At 66.2% G+C, this 18,983-nt stretch carries 17 protein-coding genes; 10 read left to right on the top strand and 7 right to left on the bottom strand.

The genetic code is table 11. The features are described from left to right. The gene (locus QQZ18_RS23155; protein ID WP_284543457.1) at window positions 1–864 is read left to right on the top strand and encodes an AraC family transcriptional regulator; all 864 of its coding nucleotides are present in this window, start codon (window positions 1–3) and stop codon (window positions 862–864) included. A 2-nt stretch (window positions 865–866) separates the two neighbouring features. On the opposite strand, the gene QQZ18_RS23150 is transcribed toward QQZ18_RS23155, so the two are convergent. After that, window positions 867–2,297 carry a homospermidine synthase gene (locus QQZ18_RS23150; RefSeq protein WP_284543456.1) on the bottom strand — a complete coding sequence of 477 codons (1,431 nt, stop codon included), beginning with the start codon at window positions 2,295–2,297 and terminating at the stop codon, window positions 867–869. A gap of 282 nt (window positions 2,298–2,579) precedes the next feature. After that, window positions 2,580–3,590 carry a ferrochelatase gene (gene hemH, locus QQZ18_RS23145; RefSeq protein WP_284543455.1) on the bottom strand — a complete coding sequence of 337 codons (1,011 nt, stop codon included), beginning with the start codon at window positions 3,588–3,590 and terminating at the stop codon, window positions 2,580–2,582. Window positions 3,591–3,869: 279 nt separating this feature from the next. Between hemH and QQZ18_RS23140 the strand changes: the two genes are divergently transcribed. The 3 genes from QQZ18_RS23140 (at window position 3,870) to QQZ18_RS23130 (ending at window position 7,220) form a co-directional block, all read left to right on the top strand. Then, the gene (locus QQZ18_RS23140) at window positions 3,870–4,409 is read left to right on the top strand and encodes a TRAP transporter small permease subunit (protein ID WP_284543453.1); all 540 of its coding nucleotides are present in this window, start codon (window positions 3,870–3,872) and stop codon (window positions 4,407–4,409) included. A 19-nt stretch (window positions 4,410–4,428) separates the two neighbouring features. Next, the gene (locus QQZ18_RS23135) at window positions 4,429–6,045 is read left to right on the top strand and encodes a TRAP transporter large permease (protein WP_284543450.1); all 1,617 of its coding nucleotides are present in this window, start codon (window positions 4,429–4,431) and stop codon (window positions 6,043–6,045) included. 101 nt (window positions 6,046–6,146) lie between these two features. After that, window positions 6,147–7,220: a D-alanine--D-alanine ligase family protein gene (locus QQZ18_RS23130; RefSeq protein ID WP_284543494.1), complete on the top strand. Its 1,074-nt coding sequence runs from the start codon at window positions 6,147–6,149 to the stop codon at window positions 7,218–7,220. A gap of 67 nt (window positions 7,221–7,287) precedes the next feature. On the opposite strand, the gene QQZ18_RS23125 is transcribed toward QQZ18_RS23130, so the two are convergent. Further along, a complete protein-coding gene (locus tag QQZ18_RS23125; protein WP_284543449.1) occupies window positions 7,288–8,394 on the bottom strand; it encodes a TRAP transporter substrate-binding protein in 1,107 nt (368 codons plus the stop codon). Between the two features lie 288 nt (window positions 8,395–8,682). Here QQZ18_RS23125 and QQZ18_RS23120 point away from each other — a divergent pair, with 288 nt between their 5' ends. Beyond that, a complete protein-coding gene (locus QQZ18_RS23120) occupies window positions 8,683–9,429 on the top strand; it encodes a gamma-glutamyl-gamma-aminobutyrate hydrolase family protein (protein ID WP_284543448.1) in 747 nt (248 codons plus the stop codon). Between the two features lie 15 nt (window positions 9,430–9,444). Here the strand turns inward: QQZ18_RS23120 and QQZ18_RS23115 are convergent, their stop codons facing one another. From QQZ18_RS23115 to QQZ18_RS23105, 3 genes are all read right to left on the bottom strand, one after another. Further along, entirely contained in the window at window positions 9,445–10,515 is a 1,071-nt protein-coding gene (locus QQZ18_RS23115; RefSeq protein WP_284543447.1) for a nickel/cobalt transporter, read from the bottom strand. Next, window positions 10,506–11,168 (bottom strand): DUF1007 family protein, encoded by a 663-nt coding sequence (locus tag QQZ18_RS23110; protein ID WP_284543445.1) that lies wholly within the window; start codon window positions 11,166–11,168, stop codon window positions 10,506–10,508. The genes QQZ18_RS23115 and QQZ18_RS23110 overlap by 10 nt, the downstream gene beginning before the upstream one ends. Before the next feature lie 77 nt (window positions 11,169–11,245). Then, window positions 11,246–12,190: a LysR family transcriptional regulator gene (locus QQZ18_RS23105; RefSeq protein ID WP_284543444.1), complete on the bottom strand. Its 945-nt coding sequence runs from the start codon at window positions 12,188–12,190 to the stop codon at window positions 11,246–11,248. A gap of 906 nt (window positions 12,191–13,096) precedes the next feature. Here QQZ18_RS23105 and QQZ18_RS23100 point away from each other — a divergent pair. From QQZ18_RS23100 to QQZ18_RS23080, 5 genes are all read left to right on the top strand, one after another. Further along, the gene (locus tag QQZ18_RS23100) at window positions 13,097–14,242 is read left to right on the top strand and encodes a type III PLP-dependent enzyme (RefSeq protein ID WP_284543442.1); all 1,146 of its coding nucleotides are present in this window, start codon (window positions 13,097–13,099) and stop codon (window positions 14,240–14,242) included. An 84-nt stretch (window positions 14,243–14,326) separates the two neighbouring features. Next, window positions 14,327–14,851, top strand: coding sequence for a GNAT family N-acetyltransferase (locus tag QQZ18_RS23095; protein WP_284543440.1), 525 nt, complete (start codon window positions 14,327–14,329; stop codon window positions 14,849–14,851). 216 nt (window positions 14,852–15,067) lie between these two features. Continuing rightward, the gene (locus QQZ18_RS23090) at window positions 15,068–16,039 is read left to right on the top strand and encodes an SPFH domain-containing protein (RefSeq protein WP_284543492.1); all 972 of its coding nucleotides are present in this window, start codon (window positions 15,068–15,070) and stop codon (window positions 16,037–16,039) included. A 13-nt stretch (window positions 16,040–16,052) separates the two neighbouring features. Beyond that, entirely contained in the window at window positions 16,053–16,511 is a 459-nt protein-coding gene (locus QQZ18_RS23085; protein ID WP_284543438.1) for an NfeD family protein, read from the top strand. Window positions 16,512–16,654: 143 nt separating this feature from the next. Beyond that, window positions 16,655–18,022 (top strand): outer membrane beta-barrel protein, encoded by a 1,368-nt coding sequence (locus QQZ18_RS23080; RefSeq protein WP_284543436.1) that lies wholly within the window; start codon window positions 16,655–16,657, stop codon window positions 18,020–18,022. A gap of 29 nt (window positions 18,023–18,051) precedes the next feature. Here the strand turns inward: QQZ18_RS23080 and QQZ18_RS23075 are convergent, their stop codons facing one another. Beyond that, complete coding sequence (locus tag QQZ18_RS23075; protein WP_284543435.1) at window positions 18,052–18,969, bottom strand: DMT family transporter; 918 nt, start codon at window positions 18,967–18,969, stop codon at window positions 18,052–18,054. Window positions 18,970–18,983: the final 14 nt, after the last annotated feature.

Here is an 18,983-nt window from a genome sequence, read left to right as displayed (position 1 = left end):
GTGCTTTTGTTTGCCGGTCGGCCGGTGCATGCTGCCGGCATGCGCGCGAACCGGCAGATCATCGAGGACGTGATGCGGTGGGCCGGCGAACGGCTCGCCGACGACCTGAGCGTCGCGGCGATGGCGAGGCGATCAGGCTATTCCGAAGCCCACTTCTCGCGGCTGTTCTCGGCGGTGGCCGGCGAGAGCCCGGCCGGCTGGCTGACTGGACGACGCGTGATGCGGGCGGCCGAGCACCTGCGGTCCAGCCGGACACATGTGCTCGACATCGCCCTGGACTGCGGCTTTGCCGATGTGACCACCTTTGCGCGGGCGTTTCGCCGCCGTACCGGCCTGTCGCCGAGCGCCTACCGGCGGGCGATGGGGGCGGGTGGCGAACGCCCTGTCGGGTCGGTCCGGGAGGCGGGAACCGTCGCATCCCCCGCCTTCTGCCTCTCGGCGCTGACGGTCGACGTGGTGGACGATCCTACGGCGCCCGCCGGCCTCTGGCAGTCGGTGCGCCGGCACCTGGAAGAGACCGGCCTGCGAATCGATGGAGGGAACATGCGACAGGTGGCGTTCTGGCGCGGCGATCCGCAGACACGCTACACCTGCGCCGCGGGCTTTGTGTGCGGCGCGGGCGAAGATCTGTCGTTGCCATTCACCCTGCTGCGCGTTCCGGCCGCCCTTTGCCGGCGGTTCGTGATGGAACGTCCGGGCGAGACTCTGGCGGCGGCCTACGAGGCGATCTATGGGGATTTGTTGCCGGCGGCCGGCGATCGGCTGGCGGCGGATTTTGTCATCGAGCGCCCCCGCCCGGATGGGGGTGGGGGCGTCGAAATCCTGGTTCCGATCGTCGGAACGGTGGATGGGGCCGACCGCTGAAGTTACCGCACCAGGATGTTGCGGAAGCTCCAGGGATCGCTTTCGTCGATGTCCTCGGGGAAGAATCCGGGGCGGCCGGCAAGCGGCGTCCAGTCGGTGTAGTAGCCCTTCACCGGCCCGAGATAGGGCATCTGCACTTCAAGGCAGCGCCTGTGGTCCATCTCGTCGGTCTCGACGATGCCGGCCTGCGGATTCTCCAGCGCCCAGACCATGCCGGCCAGAACCGCCGAAGTGACCTGAAGGCCGGTGGCGTTCTGGTAGGGGGCGAGCTTGCGCGCCTCCTCGATGGTCAGCTGCGAGCCGTACCAGTAGGCGTTCTTGCCGTGGCCGTAGAGCAGCACGCCGAGTTCATCGGCGCCATCGATGATCTTGTCCTCGGAGAGCACCTCGGTTTCCTGCTGCACCTGCCCGCCCTGGCCGAACATTTCGTGCAGGGAGAGCACGGCGATGTTGGCGGGGTGGTAGGCGTAGTGGCAGGTCGGCCGGTATTCGGGGTGAGCGCCCTCGCCGACGGTGTAGTAATCGGCGATGGAGATCGCCTCGTTGTGCGTGACGAGGAAGCCGAACTGCGGACCCGGCGTCGGACACCAGGTGCGGACGCGCGTGTTGGCGCCGGCCTGGAGCAGATAGATCGCCGCCTGACAGCCGCCGTCGTGGTGGCGGGCCGTTTCCGGTTCCCAGGTCTCGCCGGTTCCCCAGCCGAGTTCGGCCGGCTGCAGGCCCTCCGACACGAAGCCGTCCACCGACCAGGTGTTGCGGAAGACGTCCATCGAATGCGGAATCAGCGTGCGCTGGGTGTCGCGCTCGGCGATGTGGATGCCCTTGACCCCGGCGGTCTGCATCAGCTTCGCCCAATCCTCGCGGCTCTTGGGCGGCTTGTGGGCGATACCCATGTCGCGGGCGAGGTTTTCCAGCGCCACCTTGACGAACCACGAGACCATGCCGGGGTTGGCGCCGCAGCAGGAGACGGCGGTGGTGCCGCCGGGACTTCTCCGCTTTTCGGTGCGGACCGCCTCGCGCAGCCAGTAGTTGGTGCGATGGGCCGGTTCGACATCCTTGTCGAAATAGAAGCCTTCCCAGGGCTCGGCGACGGTGTCGATGTAGAGCGCCCCGATCTCCCGGCAGAGCTTCAGGATGTCGAGCGAGCCGGTATCGACCGACAGGTTGACGCAGAAGCCCTGGCCGCCGCCTTCGGTGAGCAGCGGGGTCAGGATGTCGCGATAGCTTTCGGGGGTGATCTTCGCCTGGATATAGCGAATGCCGTGGTAGGCGAGGATGTCCTTTCCGGCGTCGCTGGGATCGATGACGACGAAGCGTGATCGGTCGAATTCAAGGTGCCGTTCGATGAGCGGCAATGTACCGCGTCCAATGGAGCCAAAACCGATCATGACGATGGGACCGGTGATCGTGCCATGCACGGGCCATGAATTCATTCAAACTTCTCCTGTCACGGCACCCCTGGTGCCGGAAGATCTCCGCGTCTTTCAGGTCAACGGGAATAGTTATTGAAGGGTGAAACGGCGGCGCCTGTGCCTTCGGTGCCGTCCCCTGCAGCTATTAGAGCATGCCGGCGCCAAGTTTTCCAGTCGCACCCTTGGAAGAAATTCCGAGGTTCGACATCGGGTTCGTCCGAAAAAGCACGCATTAGTCGAAGATGGCGCGAGGACGTGGGGCAGTGAACTTCGGCGGGGTTCGAAAAACCGCAATGCGGTCTACTAAACCCAGCCTTGAAGCTCGCGGCGCACCACGTGCTCGATGACCGTCATGCCGTCGTCGCCGTCGTTGAGGCAGGGGATGCGGGCGAAGTTGACGCCGCCGTTCTCATGGAAGATGTCGGCGTTCTCGACGCCGATCTCCTCGATGGTCTCCAGGCAGTCGGCGACGAAGCCCGGCGTCATCACGGCGATGGACTTGATGCCCGACCGGGCCAGCGCCTCGACGGTCTTGTCGGTGTAGGGCTGGAGCCATTCCTCCGGCCCGAAGCGCGACTGGAAGGTGATGCGGAGGCGGTCCTCGCTCCAGCCGAGACGCTCGCGCAAGAGCCGCGCCGTCTTCTGGCAGTGGCAGTAGTAGGGATCGCCCTTTCTGAAATAGCTCTGGGGTATGCCGTGAAAGGAGGCGAGCACCACCTCCGGCTCGAACGACAGGGTAGCGAGATGGCCCTCGACCGAACGGGCGAGGGCGTCGATGTAGACGGGGTCGTCGTGGTAGGGCGGCACGGTGCGCAGCGCCGGCTGCCAGCGCTTGGTGATGAGGTGCGCGAAGGCCTTGTCGTTGACGGTGGCCGTGGTGGCGGCAGCGTATTGGGGATAGAGCGGATAGAGGAGGATGCGTTCGCACCCCGCCGCCTGCAACGCATCGAGGCGGCTGGCGATCGACGGGTTGCCGTAGCGCATCGCCCAGTCGACGACCACGTTTCCGAGGCGGGCGCCGAGCTTTTCCGCCTGCGAGCGGGTGTAGGTGCGCAAGGGGCTCTCGTCGCGTTCCCGGTTCCAGATGGTGTCGTAGTCGCGGCCCTTCTTCTGCGGCCGGGTGTTGAGGATGATGCCGTAGAGTATGGGGTACCACTTGAGGCGCGACGTCTCGATCACCCGCCGATCGGTCAGGAATTCCTCGAGATAGCGGCGCATCGAACGGCGATCGGTACCGTCGGGCGTGCCGAGGTTGACGAGAAGGACGCCGACCTTGCCATGGGGAACGACGGGATGATTGGACGGCAACGACATTTCGGCTCGATCCGGACTGTGACTTTAGAGAATTTCTAGCCGAAACCGAGGCGGTGCGCGAGACCCATGCGAAGGGGGCGGCGCTTGCGGCAAGACGATCGGCATCTATGACGAAAAACAGCCAAGACCATATGGGTATTGCGTATTCCCTGCGGGTTGCTTGTGCTTCTCGCCGAAAATAAGCTATGGAAACCCGGTCTCCGCAAGAAAAGCGAAGGGGGTGGCAGGGTGACGCGCGCAGCTCACTGGGAGCGGCGACCATCCGGCCGGGGGAAGACGATGCGAGGCTTGCTCAAGGTGTGTGCGGCGATCGACGCGCTGAACGTCGGCGTCAACTATTTCGCCCGTTGGTTGGTGCTGGCGGCCGTTCTGCTGTCGGCGGGCAATGCCATCGTTCGCAAGCTGTTCAACTATTCCGCCAACTCGCTGCTGGAAGGGCAATGGTACCTGTTCTCGGCGGTGTTCCTGCTCTGCGCCGGCTACACGCTGCTCAAGGGCGAGCACGTGCGGATCGACATTCTGGTCTCGCGCCTCAATCGCCGGACGCAGGTGATGATCGACATTTTCGGCACGCTGTTCTTCCTGCTGCCGTTTACGGTGGCCGCCATCTGGCTCAGCTGGCCGCAAGTGGTGTCCAAGGTCCTTTCCGGCGAAGTGTCGTCGAGCGCCGGCGGCCTGCCGCTGTGGCCGGCCTGGGTGCTGATCCCCATCGGTTTCTCCCTGCTCGGCCTGCAGGGCGTGAGCGAGATCATCAAGCGCGTCGCTTTCCTCAGAGGTGACGGGCCGGACCCGCTGCCGACCCACGCCTCCCACAATTGATCGACGGGGATTGCTTGTTATGACCGCCTTCCTCGTCGCCAACCTCGCGCCGATCATGTTCGGCTCGATGCTGCTGTTCCTGCTGATCGGCTATCCCGTCGCCTTTGCGCTTGCCGCCTGCGGCTTCGGCTTCGGCCTGATCGGCATCGAGCTCGGCCTGCTGTCGCCCAACCTGTTCCAGGCCATTCCCGACCGCGTCTGGTCGATCATGAGCAACGACACGCTGCTCGCCATCCCCTTCTTCACCTTCATGGGGCTGGTGCTGGAACGCTCGGGCATGGCCGAGGACCTCCTCGACACCATCGGCCAGTTGTTCGGCCCGATCCGCGGCGGCCTCGCCTACGCGGTGATCTTCGTCGGCGCGCTGCTCGCTGCCACCACCGGCGTCGTCGCGGCGTCGGTGATCGCCATGGGGCTCATCTCGCTGCCGATCATGTTGCGCTACGGCTACGACCGGCGCGTCGCTTCGGGCGTCATCGCCGCCTCCGGCACGCTTGCCCAGATCATTCCGCCGAGCCTCGTGCTGATCGTGCTCGCCGACCAGCTGGGCCGCTCGGTGGGTGACATGTACGAAGGCGCGCTCTATCCGAGCCTGATCCTGACGGGGCTCTACGCCCTGTTCGTGTTCATCGTCTCGGTGGTCAAGCCCGATTGGGTGCCGGCCCTGCCGCTCGAGGCGCGCACGCTGCGCGGCTGGCGCCTTGTCGGCAAGGTGCTGACGTCGCTGGTGCCGCCGCTGGTGCTGGTGTTCCTGGTGCTCGGCACCATTTTCATCGGCGTCGCCACGCCGACCGAGGGCGGTGCTATGGGCGCGGTGGGCGCGCTGCTGCTGGCCATTTCCAACCGCCGCCTGACGTTCCGCATGGTGGTGCAGGCGCTGGAGCAGACGGCCAAGCTTTCCGCCTTCTGCATGTTCGTGCTGCTCGGCGCCCGCGTCTTCTCGCTGACCTTCTACGGCATCAACGGCCACCTGTGGGTGGAAAGCCTTCTGGCCGGCCTGCCGGGCGGCGAGGTCGGCTTCCTGATCGTCGTCAACATTCTCGTGTTCTTCCTCGCCTTCTTCCTCGACTATTTCGAGCTGGCCTTCATCATCATCCCGCTGCTGGCGCCGGTGGCCGACAAGCTCGGCATCGACCTCGTGTGGTTCGGCGTGCTTCTGGGCGTCAACATGCAGACGTCCTTCATGCACCCGCCGTTCGGCTTCGCGCTGTTCTTCCTGCGCTCGGTGGCGCCGAACCATCCTTATGTCGACAAGATTTCCGGTCTGAAGACGGCGCCGGTCACCTCGTCGCAGATCTACATGGGCGCTCTTCCCTTCGTGCTGATCCAGGTGCTGATGGTGGTCCTGGTCATCACGTTCCCGGGGATGGTGACGCACTACAAGGCTGATCATCCGCAGGTCGATCTCGACAAGGTCAAGATCGACATCATGGCGCCGGCACCGGCTGCGCCGGCCTTTGGCGATCCGGCCGCAGCCGGTGCGAGCCCGTTCGGGGCGCCCGCCGCTCCTTCCTTCGGGGCGCCCGCGCCATCCTTCGGTGCACCGGCTCCGGATTTCGGTGCGCCGACGGCACCCGGGGCCAGCCCGTCCGGCAGTCCGGCGGCACCCGCCTTCGGGGCACCCGCCGCTCCCTGAGGCGTTGGAAGCGGACAATTTCGCCATAATCGACAGGCACGTCTGCCATTGAAAGTCGGTGGCTTGCACGCCGCCGTGCGTGAGGGTTTTTCGTGACACAGATGAAGTCGAGCCGTCCTCGCCTCGCCGTCCTGTTCGGCGGCCGGTCCACCGAACACGAGGTGTCGGTGATGTCCGCCGTGAACGTGATCGGGGCGATCGATCCCGATCACTTCGAAGCCGTGCCGATCTATGTCGACCGTGAGGGCGTGTGGCGGCTCAGCAGGTTGGAAGCAGGCAAGCTCGCTCGTCCGGAAAGCGGGCCGCAACTGGCGCTGCTGCCGGGTGGCGGCGGCCGGCTGATCGTTGTCGGCGGTGACGCGGATGTGCGACCCATCGACCTTCTCTATCCGCTCATCCATGGTCAGAACGGTGAGGACGGCTCGCTGCAGGGGCTTGCGCGCGTGGCGCGCCTGCCACTCGTCGGCTGCGACACGCTCGGCTCGGCTGCGACGCTCGACAAGGAGGTGGCCAAGCGCCTCCTGCGCGACGCCGGCCTGCCGGTCGCACGGTCGGCAACGATCCATCGCGGCGATGTCCCGGCCTTCGAGACGCTCGTCCGCGAACTCGGTCTGCCGTTGTTCGTCAAGCCGGCGTCGCAGGGGTCTTCAGTCGGCGTCAGCAAGGTGGCGAGCGCCGATGACTACGCGGCGGCGGTGGCCACGGGCTTCAAATATGATCGCAAGCTGCTCGCCGAGGAATTCATCCGTGGCCGCGAGATCGAGTGCGCCGTGCTTGAGGATGACGACGGCGCGCTTACCGTGTCGCGGCCAGGCGAGATCGCACCGGCGGAAAAGCACGGCTTCTACAGCTACGATGCCAAGTATATCGACAAGGACGGCGCGGCGCTGATGGTGCCGGCGGACCTGCCGGAAGACATCGAGCGAGAGCTGCGGCGGGCCGCCGCCGCCGCCTTCCGCGCTGCCGGCTGCGACGGTTGCGCCCGAGTCGACTTCTTTGTCTGCGCCGATGGCCGCTTCGTGGTCAACGAGATCAACACCATTCCCGGCTGCACCGACATCAGCATGTACCCGCTGGCGATGGCGGCGAGCGGCACGCCGATGCGTCTCGTCATCGACTGCCTCGTGCGGCAGGCGTTCGCCCGCCACGCCGAGGCCGATCTGCTCGGCAGCTGATCAAATGAAAACCGCCCGGCCATGACGGTCGGGCGGTTCTCGTGGCGGTTCGCGTCGAGGCGTCGGCTTACTTGCCGGCGGCCTGCTGCGAGTAGACGTAAGAGTCGAAGTTGTATTCGGCGACGCGGAACCACTGGTAGCTCTCGGCGCGGAACTGCTTCCACGGCTCGTAGATCTTCTTGAAGGCCGGGTTCTTCGCCGCTTCGTCATCGTAGAGCTTGAAGGCGGCGTCATAGGCGGCGTCGAGGATCTCGCGGCTGAACGGACGGAGCTGCACGCCCTGCGCCACCAGCCGCTTCAGGGCGGCGAAGTTGCGGGCGTCGTAGGCAGCGGTCATGTCGTCGTTGGCGAGCGCGGCGGCGGCCTTCAGCACGGCCTTGTAGGCCTGCGGCAGTTCTTCCCACTTCTTCTTGTTGATCATGTACTGCAGCGCCGACGAGCCTTCCCAGAAGCTCGGGTAATAGTAGTACTTGGCCACCTGGTAGAGGCCGAGCCGCTCGTCGTCATAGGGGCCGACCCACTCGGTGGCGTCGATGGTGCCCTTCTCGAGCGCCGGATAGATGTCGGGCGCCGGGATCTGCTGCGGTACCACGCCGAGGGACGACAGCACCTTGCCGCCGACGCCGCCGACGCGGAACTTCAGACCATTGAGATCGGCAACGGTGTTGATCTCGTGACGGAACCAGCCGCCCATCTGCGTGCCGGTGTTGCCGCCGAGCAGCATCACCGCGTTGTAGTTGGAGAGGAAGTCGTTGAAGAGGTCGAGGCCGCCGCCCTGGAGAATCCAGGCCTGCTGCTGGCGCGTGTTGAGGCCGAAGGGCAGCGAGGTGGCGATGGCGAAGGTCAGGTCCTTGCCGATGAAGTAGTAGGACGCGGTGTGGGTGATCTCGACGGTGTCGTTCTGGACGGCGTCGAGCACCTGCAGCGCCGGAACCAGTTCGCCGGCCGGGAAAACCTGGATCTGGAACTTGCCGTCGGTCGCCTCGGAGACGGTCTTGGCGAACAGCTCCGACGATCCGAAGATGGCGTCGGTCGACTTGGGGAAGCTGGAGGCAAGGCGCCACTTGATCTCCGGCATGGACTGCGCGATGGCCGGCATGGCGAGCGTTCCCACGCTGGCCGCGGCGCCGGTGGAGACGAGCCCGGCCTTCCTGATGAATTGACGACGATCCATGCGATCCTCCCCTTGCCCCTTATTCACTGGCCCCGCGTGCGCGGCGGCATCGTTGAAACTCGAAAGCGCGGCTCGATCCGCAAGCGGGCCGAGCCGGCACGGCGGGCATTAGAAGCGGAAAAACCGCCATTGCGCAATTAGGTGATGCTCCAATCCTGCAAACTTTTCCGAAAGTTGCGCAAAATCGTCGTGGCGACGCCAAAAGGCCTCCGCGCGCAAAGAATGATCTTCCCGCCTGTCCGGCGGATCGGCTAACAAGGGAGCGTTCTCATCGCTTCGGATCCGCTCATGACCACTCCCGTCGTCCTCTTCACCGCCGATTCCCGTGATTTCGACGGCTACACCTGGCACTGCGCGCCGACGACCTATCTCGAGGCGGTGCTCGCGGTATCCGGCGGCATGCCGCTGATCCTCTCGGCTTTCGGGCCGCGCCTCGATCTCGACGCCGTTCTCGACCGGGTCGACGGCGTCGTCGCGACCGGATCGAAGAGCAACGTCCACCCTTCCCACTATGGCGTGGCGGCCACCGAGGCGATGGGCCCCTATGACGAGGTGCGCGACGCCACCAGCCTGCCGCTGATCCGGCGGACCATCGAGCGGGGCATTCCGCTGCTCTGCATCTGTCGCGGGTTGCAGGAACTCAACGTGGCGCTGGGCGGCACGCTAGCCTCGGATGCGCAGGATCTGCCTGACCGCATGGACCACCGCCATCCGGACGTCGCCGACATGGACGGCAAGTTCGCCATCCGCCACGGCGTGACCATCGCCGCCGGCGGCTGTCTCGGCCGCATCGTCGACCCAGAGATCCAGGTCAACTCGCTGCACCGGCAGGCGGTGGCGCGCCTGTCCGATCGGCTCGCCGTCGAAGCGACGGCGCCGGACGGCACCATCGAGGCGGTGTCGGTGAAGGGGGCGGCCGGCTTCACCCTGGGCGTCCAGTGGCACCCCGAATATTGGGCGACGACCGATGGCCCGTCGAAGGCCATTCTCCAGGCATTCGGCGCTGCCATTTCCGCCGCTGCCGCCAAGCGATGATGAATGTGAGGTAGGTCAGCCCCAGAGCGAGGCGCCGAACATCAGCAGGCCGAACAGCAGTACCGCCACGGCGGCGGCGGCTTCGACGACGGTGTGCAGACGATGGGCCGCCTCGCCACCTCCGGCGGCGGCGATGCGGACGGCGAGCCCTCGTGTCGTGACGGCTGCGAGCGTCAAGAGGGCGACGGTGAGACCGGTGCCGAGCGCCATGGTGAAGGCGGACGCGATGCCGGCGAGCAGCAAGCCCTGGCTGAGGGCGAAGACCAGCACGATCAGCGCGCCGGTGCAGGGACGCAGACCGACGGCCACCACCGCCGACCAGGCCTTCTTCCAGTCGAGACGGCCGGAGGCCATCTCCGGCGACGGCGCGTGGACGTGGCCGCAGCCATCGTCATGGACATGGCCGGGAGATGGGCGGGCCGGCTTCAGCCCGAACCGGTGCTCGTGATCGCAGCCGTCATGGGCGGCGATGCCGAAGCTGGCGGTCATCAGGGCTGGCGTGCCGCCCACCGTCACCATGACGGGCGCGTAGCGCTCGGCAGACCACCGGAGAAACGGGCGGGCGATCTTGCGCCACACCAGCCACAGGCCGAGGCAGACGATCAGCGCGAAGGAGCCGGTCTCGAGCAGGGCGGCCGCGCGGGTCATGGCAATGGAGGTGGCGCCGAGCAGGACGGCGGCGACCAGCACCATGACCACGGCCGTGACGGCCTGGGCAAGCGCCGAGACGAAGGCGAGGATGGCGCCGTTCCTGGCCGTTTCCCTGTTGGCGAGGACGTAGGTGGAGATGACCGCCTTGCCATGCCCCGGGCCCGCCGCATGCAGCACGCCGTAGAGAAACGACAGCGCCATCAGCCAGAACCCGGCATTGCCGTTGGCCTTCATGGCGGTCAGCGTCGCCGTGAGCTCGCGATAAAATCCCGCCTGCCAAACGGCGATGGTGCGGAACAGGCCCGGAAGGAGACCACCGCCCGTGGCGGCGGGTTCCGGCAGGCCGACGCCGAACGGCCCGTTCGAGGCGAGAACCGGTGTCGCGGCGAGGAGCAGGACGGCGACGAGGCCGAGGCGGCGGACGGTCAGGGACATGTGATGTCGGCCCCGTTGGTCTGGCCCTCTGTCAGGAGCTGCAAGGCCGGCGGCAGGTCGCGCTGGTCGGCCGGCACCGCGGCCAGGGCGGCGGCGGCGGCCGGGTCCATGTCGGGCGGACGGAAGGTCTTCGTGGTGCAGGCCTGGGGTGCGGCGTCGAGGACGACCGGCCCGTCCTTGTCGTCGATCATGCGAAAGGCGACGAAGAAGGTGGGGTCGTAGATCTCCAGCCGGATCGATCCGGCCGCCTTGACCGGCGCCTTGGTCGGCAGCGTGAAGAACAGGATGAGGCGACCGCCGTTATCCTGTAGCCAGTATTCGGTCGGCTTGTCGAAGTCGACGTCCGTGCCGTCGGCGGCCGTGACAAAGGTGAAGTAGGCATAGTCCTTCAGCGACTCGACGTTGATGTCGGCCAACGGCTTCAGTTCGTCGACGCTGAGCTTGCCGTCGCCGTTGGTGTCGAGGCCCTGGCTGGCAAAGGCCGAATAGGCGTCGTCAAATCGCCAGATGTTGCGGATGGCGGTGATCTCACCCTTGTCGTCGAATACCACCTCGGCCTTGGCGTCGACCCAGACGTGAGGGTGGGCAACCGCCGGCACGGCGGCGAAGACGCCGACGAGCGCTGCGGCGAAGGCAATCGTCCTCTTGATCAAGTGCGGCATCCGTGGCGATGGCGGCGACGGGGCGGCGCCTCCGGCGAGACATCGCTGCCAAACAAGGCGGTACGATGTCAACCCGGCTCTTCCGCCTCTTCTGCCGGGCTCGTCGGGCCACCGCTGCATTCGTCGCCGTTTTTCTGGAACCAGTCGGCCATGAAGTCGACGAAGGCGCGAATCTTGGCGGAGAGATGCCGGCGATGCGGATAGACGACGTAGATGTTGGCCGCGCCCAGCTCGAAATCGGAGAGGACGATCTTGAGACGGCCGGCTTCGATGTCGTCCTCCACCATCTTGTAGGGCACCGAGCCGAAGCCGAGGCCGGCCAGCACCGCGAGGCGGACCGCCGATGGCGAGTTCACCTCGACGCGACCGGATACCGGCACCGTCTGGCGGACGCCATCGACGAGGAAACGCCAGTTGAAGCGGTTGCGCAGGTTGGAATCGATGATGCAGGGGAGGCGCGTCAGGTCGTCGGGGGTGGCGGGAAGGCCGTGCAGCTCGGCGATATCGGGGCGGACCACGGTCGCAAAGCGATAGTCGGCGAGCTTGCGGGCGATCAGGCTGGAATCGGAGAGTTCGCTGACGCGAATGGCGCAGTCGAAGCCCTCGTCGATCAGGTCGACGAAGCGGTCGTCCAGCCGGAGGTCGAGGCGGATGGCGGGGTTGGCCGCCACGAAATCCATGATCGCCTTGCCCAGCATCGAATCGCCGAAGGTGCGCGGGGCGGCGACGCGCAGGAGGCCTGTGGGCTCGCCGTGGCGTTCTCTCACCATGTCCTGAAGATCGTCGACGCGCTGAAGGATTTCGCCGGCATCGCGGAAGTAGGCCTGACCCAGCTCGGTCAGGGAAAGGCGCCGCGTCGTGCGGTTCATGAGACGGGCGCCAAGTTCGTCCTCGAGTTCCTTGACGTATTTTGAAATCAAGGCCTTGGATCGGCCGAGCTTCCGCGCCGCCGCGGAGAAGCCGCCTGCTTCGACGACCTCCACGAAAGTACGCATGCGAGTGAAAGTATCCATTATCCGCCGCCAGTTTGAGGACATGTCCGTCTTTCGACGAGATCGCGCGGACCGGTTCCGTGGCCTCCGGAACGTCTGCGCGCTGCCGAAAGCGCTTTAGGGCCGACCATATGACAGCCCAAGCAATCGGCTTACCGGCAGTCGCGCCCCATTAACTCTAATGACCTGAATTCAACGAGTTCCGTCAATATGAAAAATCGGGTCTCCATCGCAGAATCATGCGATTTTCTGCTCTTTTACGTATAGTTTCCCGTGAGTGGACAATCGAATTCTTCCGGCTGAACTAATGCCGCTTAGGCAGCGCCTTTTGCACTTGTCGGCCGCGATGAGGGCGGGAGCCTCCAGACGGCCTTCGGCCGAGGTGTCGCCGCAGGGGCACACCACATGAAATTGTCGTCACAAACGGATTTTCGAAGTGCAGGGTCTTGCAGAAGGGGGCGACGCAGAGTACATGCGTCCTTGCCCAATTTCGCACGTGCCTGTGGTTGCGTGCCGGTTTCGCTAGGGCCGCTAACGGCGGTTCCGGCGAGGGCAACCGGTGACCGGAGTTAAACCGGGTCTAAGCTGCTTCTCAAGCGGCGGACGCGACTTAAAGCAACGACGTAGAGGGCTTTTTTGGTCTCTGCCTGCGCTCCAAACGCAGGCGTTACTGAAGAGGCACTACTTCCTTGCCGGACGTGCGGACTGGAGCAATCCGTCCAATCAAAGGCTGCACGACCAAGAGTCTCGACCGCACGGCGCATCTTCGCCGCAGCGCTGAGGTTTCAAGGTCATACCGATATCCGCCGTCTTCCGGAAACGGGAGACGATGAGGATGCATTTGCTCGCGCGTGCCGGGTCCACACCGGTCGCGGAGGGTGGGTGCTCATCCTCGAAGTAGAGTTTGGACGACGGAGTTCCACGGCCATGACCGCGCGCATTCTTGACTTCCTTGCCAACCGACGACCCGAAGGCCCCTGCCTGGTGGTCGACCTCGATGTCGTCCGCGACAATTTCAAAGCCTTCCGCCATGCGCTGCCCGACACCCGTATCTATTATGCGGTGAAGGCCAATCCGGCGCCGGAAGTGCTGCAGCTGCTCGCCGATCTCGGTTCGTCCTTCGACTGCGCCTCGATTCCGGAAATCGAGATGGTGCTGGCCACCGGCGCCACGGCCGACCGCATCTCCTTCGGCAACACCATCAAGAAGGAGCGCGACGTCGCTCGCGCCCTGGAGCTCGGCGTCGACCTGTTCGCCGTCGACTGCGAGGCCGAGGTCGACAAGGTCGCCCGTCAGGCTGCCGCGACCGGCAAGGCTCGCGCCCGTGTGTTCTGCCGCATCCTCTGCGACGGCGCCGGCGCCGAGTGGCCGCTGAGCCGCAAGTTCGGTTGTGATCCGTCGATGGCGGCCGAGGTGCTCGAGCACGCCCACCGGGCCGGGCTCACCGCCTATGGCATCTCCTTCCACGTCGGCTCGCAGCAGGCCAACCTCGACGCCTGGGACGGCGCGCTCTCTTCGGCGGCCGCCATCTTCGGCGAGCTGGCCGAGCGCGGCATCCAGCTCAAGATGGTCAATCTCGGCGGCGGTTTCCCCACCCGCTATCTCAAGGACGTTCCGGCAACGGAGGCCTACGGCCGCTCGATCGACGAGGCGGTGCGCCGTCACTTCGGCAACCACGTGCCCGAGACGATCATCGAGCCGGGCCGCGGCATGGTTGGCGGCGCCGGCATGATCAAGGCGGAAGTGGTGCTGATCTCTAAGAAGCATCGCGACGACGAGCAGCGCTGGGTCTATCTCGACATCGGCAAGTTCGGCGGTCTCGCCGAGACGATGGAAGAGGCGATTCGCTACCCGATCCGCACCCGCCACGACGGTGCCGCCACGGCGCCCTGCGTGCTGGCCGGCCCGACCTGCGACAGCGCCGACGTGCTCTACGAGAAGACGCCCTACGAGCTGCCCATCAGCCTGGAGATCGGCGACGAAGTGCTGATCGAAGGAACCGGCGCCTACACGACGACCTATTCGGCGGTGGCCTTCAACGGGTTCTCGCCGCTCAGGTCGTACATCATCTGAACTCGCTCCGGGCGGCAGCCTCCGACCGGTTCCCTTTGTGACTTCATCGCCCCGCCGGTTGCGGCGGGGGACGGGGTTGCCTCGATGATCGCCTACACCAATGAACAGGCGGGTGACGTATTCGCCCGCGAGACGCTGCTCGACCGTGCCTTCGGGCCCGGCCGCTTCCGCAAATCCTCGGAGAAAATTCGCTCGGGGCGTCTGCCCTCCGAGGGGCTGGCGCTCGTTGCCCGGGACGATGACCGTCTCGTCGGCAGCGTGCGCCTGTGGGAAGCGGCGGCCGACCGGACGCCGCTCCTTTTGCTCGGCCCGCTTGCCGTCGACGACGAGTGCCGTGGCGCCGGCATCGGCGCCGCGCTGATGCGTCTTGCCATCGACCGGGCGCGGACGCTCGGTCATGGCGCCGTCGTTCTGGTGGGCGACGAGCCCTACTACCGGCGGTTCGGCTTCTCGATGCGCGGCATGGACCGGCTTGCCATGCCCGGTCCCTTCGAGCGGAGCCGTTTTCTCGGTCTGGAGCTTGTTCCCGGCGCGCTCGCGAGCGCCTCGGGCGTGCTCCGGCCGACCGGCCGTCTCGCGCCCGTCGAACACGCGACGGTTGCGGCCTGACGCGGCGATCGTCGATGACGGCCGCCTTTCCCCGCCTCAAGTGCCGGCAGGCCTCCGGTCCTCGGCTTTCGCGCTTCCCGCGCGGTCGCCGCTCGGCGCCGGAAGCCGCTCACGCGGCTTCAATATGTCCGTCCGTTCGGTGTGCCATTTGATATCCTTCTCGGAAATGCCTAGACTTGCTTGGTGTTTTCCGGGAGGGCTGTCATGGACGTGTTCTTGAGCGGCGGTGATATCGCGATCATCGCACTGGTGCTGTTTGCAATCGTCGTCCTGTTCGCCGGCATCAAGCAGGTGCCGCAGGGCTACAACTGGACGGTCGAGCGCTTCGGTCGCTACACGCGGACGCTCCAACCGGGCCTCAACCTGATCATCCCGTTCTTCGACCGCATCGGCGCCAAGCTCAACCGCATGGAGCAGGTGCTGGACGTGCCGAGCCAGGAGATCATCACCCGCGACAACGCCACCTGCACGGTCGACGGCGTCGCCTTCTATCAGGTGCTCGACGCCGCCCGCGCGGCGTATGAGGTCTCCAACCTGCAGATGGCCATTCTCAACATCACCATGACCAACATCCGCACGGTGATGGGTTCGATGGACCTCGACAACCTTCTCTCCAACCGCGACGAGATCAACGCCCGCCTGCTGCATGTGGTCGACGCGGCAACCGAGGCCTGGGGCGTCAAGATCACCCGCGTGGAGATCAAGGACATCAATCCGCCGGCCGACCTCGTCGCGTCCATGGCTCGACAGATGAAGGCCGAGCGCGAAAAGCGTGCCCAGATCCTTGAAGCCGAGGGCTTGCGCCAGTCGGCCATCCTGAAGGCCGAAGGCGAGAAGCAGGCGCAGGTGCTTCAGGCCGAGGGGCGGCGCGAAGCCGCCTTCCGCGACGCCGAGGCGCGCGAACGTCTCGCCGAGGCCGAGGCCAAGGCCACGTCGATGGTGTCCGAGGCGGTGGCCAAGGGCGATGTGCAAGCTCTCAACTACTTCGTCGCCGACAAGTACACGCAGGCGCTCGGCCTGTTCGCCCAGTCGCCCAACCAGAAGATCCTGATGCTGCCGGTCGAGGCTTCGGCGCTGATCGGTTCGCTTGGCGGTATCGCTGAGCTGGCCCGCGCGGCCTTCGGTGGCAATGGTCCGCAGGATGCAACGCCGCGTCGGCGCGGAGCCGTGCCGCCGGTCGGCGGCTGAGGGGCGCGACATCATGGGGCTCATCGAAGGACTGATCGCCTCTCTCGGCCCGTGGTCCTGGCTGGTGCTGTCGCTTCTGCTCGCCGGCATCGAGGTGGTGGTTCCCGGCACCTTCTTCATCTGGTTCGGCGCGGCGGCGCTGGTCGTCGGCCTCCTGGCGCTCGCCGTCGCGATGAGCTGGCAGGTGGAGCTGGTGCTGTTCGTCGTGCTGTCGGCGGTGGCGGTGCTCATCGGTCGTCGCTTCTATGGCCGGGCGTCCAAGGAAAGCGACGGCTTCGCCAACGACCGGCTTGGCCGGCAGGTCGGCCGCTTCGCCGTGGTCGACCGGGCGATCGAGGGTGGCTCCGGTCATATCCGGCTCGACGACACCGTCTGGCGGGCCGATGGGCCCGACCTCCCGGTGGGTGCGCGGGTGCGCATAACGGGCCATCGCGACGGCCGTTTCCTGGTGGAGCCGGTGCCGTCCGACTGAGGCGCGCATGCCGTCCCGCAGGCGCCTAACGAGTCGTTAACCAATTCCCTTTACCTTTCGTCAACACTGGATACCGCTCGGGGCGGTTGGCGCGGCGACGGAGGCGAGGCGTGCATCGGCGGCAGACCTTTCGGGCTCTGGCGATGGCGTCGGTTCTCCTCGCCGTACCCGCCCTTGCTCAAGACGCGGACGACATGGACGCCGTGCCGGCGCTGAAGGGCGCGTTGCCTGCAAAGACCGTCGATACGGCCGCCGATCCTTCGCTCGATAACACAGACCCGGCCGAGCCCAGCAAGTCCAACGACCCCGATTTCGTCATTCCCCCGCTGCGGGCCAGCCTGCCGTCGGTCGAGCTCCGGGCCGTCGTTCGCCCCGTGCCGCCCAGCCAGTCGGCGAAGCTGCCGGCGGTGGCGCCGAGCCTGCCGGCCGTCACCCGCGAGGCCGATGCCCGCGCCGAGTACGAGCCGCTGGGGCTCCGGCTCGGCAGTTTCGTGGTGAATGCCACCTCGTCGACCGGCATCGGCGCTCGTCATCATTCGACGCAGGGTAATGAGACCTTTTTCCGCTCGACGGGCGAGCTTGCCGCCCGTTCGGACTGGGATAGCAACAGCGTGGACCTGCGCGTCGGCGGCGCGTTTCGCCGGTCGCTTTCCGGCATCGACGAAAAGCTGCCGGAGGGGGACGCGCGCATCGCCGGCCGTTTTGACGTCACCGGGGCCGATCGCCTCACCGCGGCGGCCGGCTGGACCTTGCGCGACGACGTCTCGGGGAGCGGCAAGGAAAACACCTTCTCCGGTTCGCTCGGCTACGAACGGTTCGGCGGTCTGATCGGTCTCAAGACGGGGCTCGGCATCGACAGGACGGTCAACGAGACCGACACGACGCTCGACAACACGGCATTGTCCCTGTCGCTGCGCCTGTCGCACGACAGTGGCGCGGTCTTGCAGCCCTTCGTGGAAGTCGGCGCTTTCGGTCGCGGTTTCGATCGGCCGGCGGCGGGCGACGGCCTCAGTCGCAGCGGCATGGGGGGCGAGGCGAAGATCGGCGTTACCGTGGCGCAAGAGGACCTGACCGGCGAAGTCGCCCTCGGCTATGGCTACGAATGGCTCAAGGACGACGACCTCGACGACATCTCCGGTCTCATCGGCTCGGCCTCGCTCTCCTGGGACGCCAGCGAGCTTCTGCGCTTGACGGCGACGGCCACCACCAGCTTCGAGCCGACGTCCACGGCCGGCGCGTCGGGCGTCCTAAAGCGGATCGCCGGAGGCACCGTCACCTATGCGCTGGCGCCCAACGCCTTCGTGGTGGCCGGCGGCGAGCTGACGCTGGAGGACTATGTCGGCATCGACCGAAACGTGACCACGACGGCGCTGAAGGCTGGCGTCGGCTACAAGCTCAACCGCTCGGTGGAGCTCGGTCTCGACGGCGAGCACAAGATCGTCCGGTCGAGCGAGTCGGGTGGCGACTATACCGACAGCAAAGTCACCGCCACCCTGACTTTGCGTCAGTAAGGACCGGGTGCGCCGGTGACGGCTGCGGCTTACGCCGTCTCGCCGCGCTTGCTCCATTCCGCCCAGAATATGCCGCCCAGCACCAGCGCCAGCGCCGCCGCGTGATAGAGACGGAAGCTCTCGCCCAGCACAAGAACCGCGAGGATCGAGCCGAACACCGGAATGAGGTTGATGAAGACACCCGCTCGGCCGGGGCCGACCAGTTCGACGCCGCGTACGAAGAAGATCTGCGACACCACCGAAGGGAAGACGGCGCAATAGGCCACCAGCCCCCAGCCGAAGGCCGTCGGCGCCACGTATTGCCCCATGGCGATCTCGGCGGCGAGGAAGGGCAGCGAGGTGAGCAGGGCGGCGACGGAGAGTCCGGCGAAGAAGGACAGGCCGGTGATCTTCGGCCGGCGCGGCAGCAGCACGGTGTAGAGGGCGTAGACGACGCAGGCGCCGAGCATCATCAGGTCGCCGGCGTTGAAGTCGAGCGAGGCGAGGGTGTTGAGATCGCCCTTGATCGCGATGACGCCGACGCCGACGAGCGTCGTCGCCATGCCGGCAAGCTGGCCCGCGGCGGCCCGCGTGCCGACGATCAGGTAGGCGAAGACGAAGACGAGGCCGGGCAGGGCGCCCTGGATGATGCCGATGTTGACCGCCGAGGTGAAATGGGCGGCGATGTAGTAGAAGGCGTTGAAGATCGTGAAACCCAGCGCGCCCATCGCCAGCATGTAGGGAAGGCGCGTCTTCATCGCCGGCCATTCGGCGAGGACGGAGCGGCGGGCGAACAGGACGAGCAGCAGCAACACGCCCGACCAGCGGTAGGTGGTCAGCGCCATCGGCGACACTTCCCCGACGGCGAGACGGCTCGCCACAGTGTTGCCGGCCCAGAACAGCGGCGACAGCACGAGCAGCAGGTAGGGCCGGCCGTAAAGGCGCGACCAGAGACCGTCATCAGCCACGAAACACCTCTCGT

The sequence above is a fragment of the Pleomorphomonas sp. T1.2MG-36 genome (assembly GCF_950100655.1).
Classification (GTDB): Bacteria; Pseudomonadota; Alphaproteobacteria; order Rhizobiales; family Pleomorphomonadaceae; genus Pleomorphomonas.
This window is presented reverse-complemented; position numbering and strand designations above follow the sequence as displayed.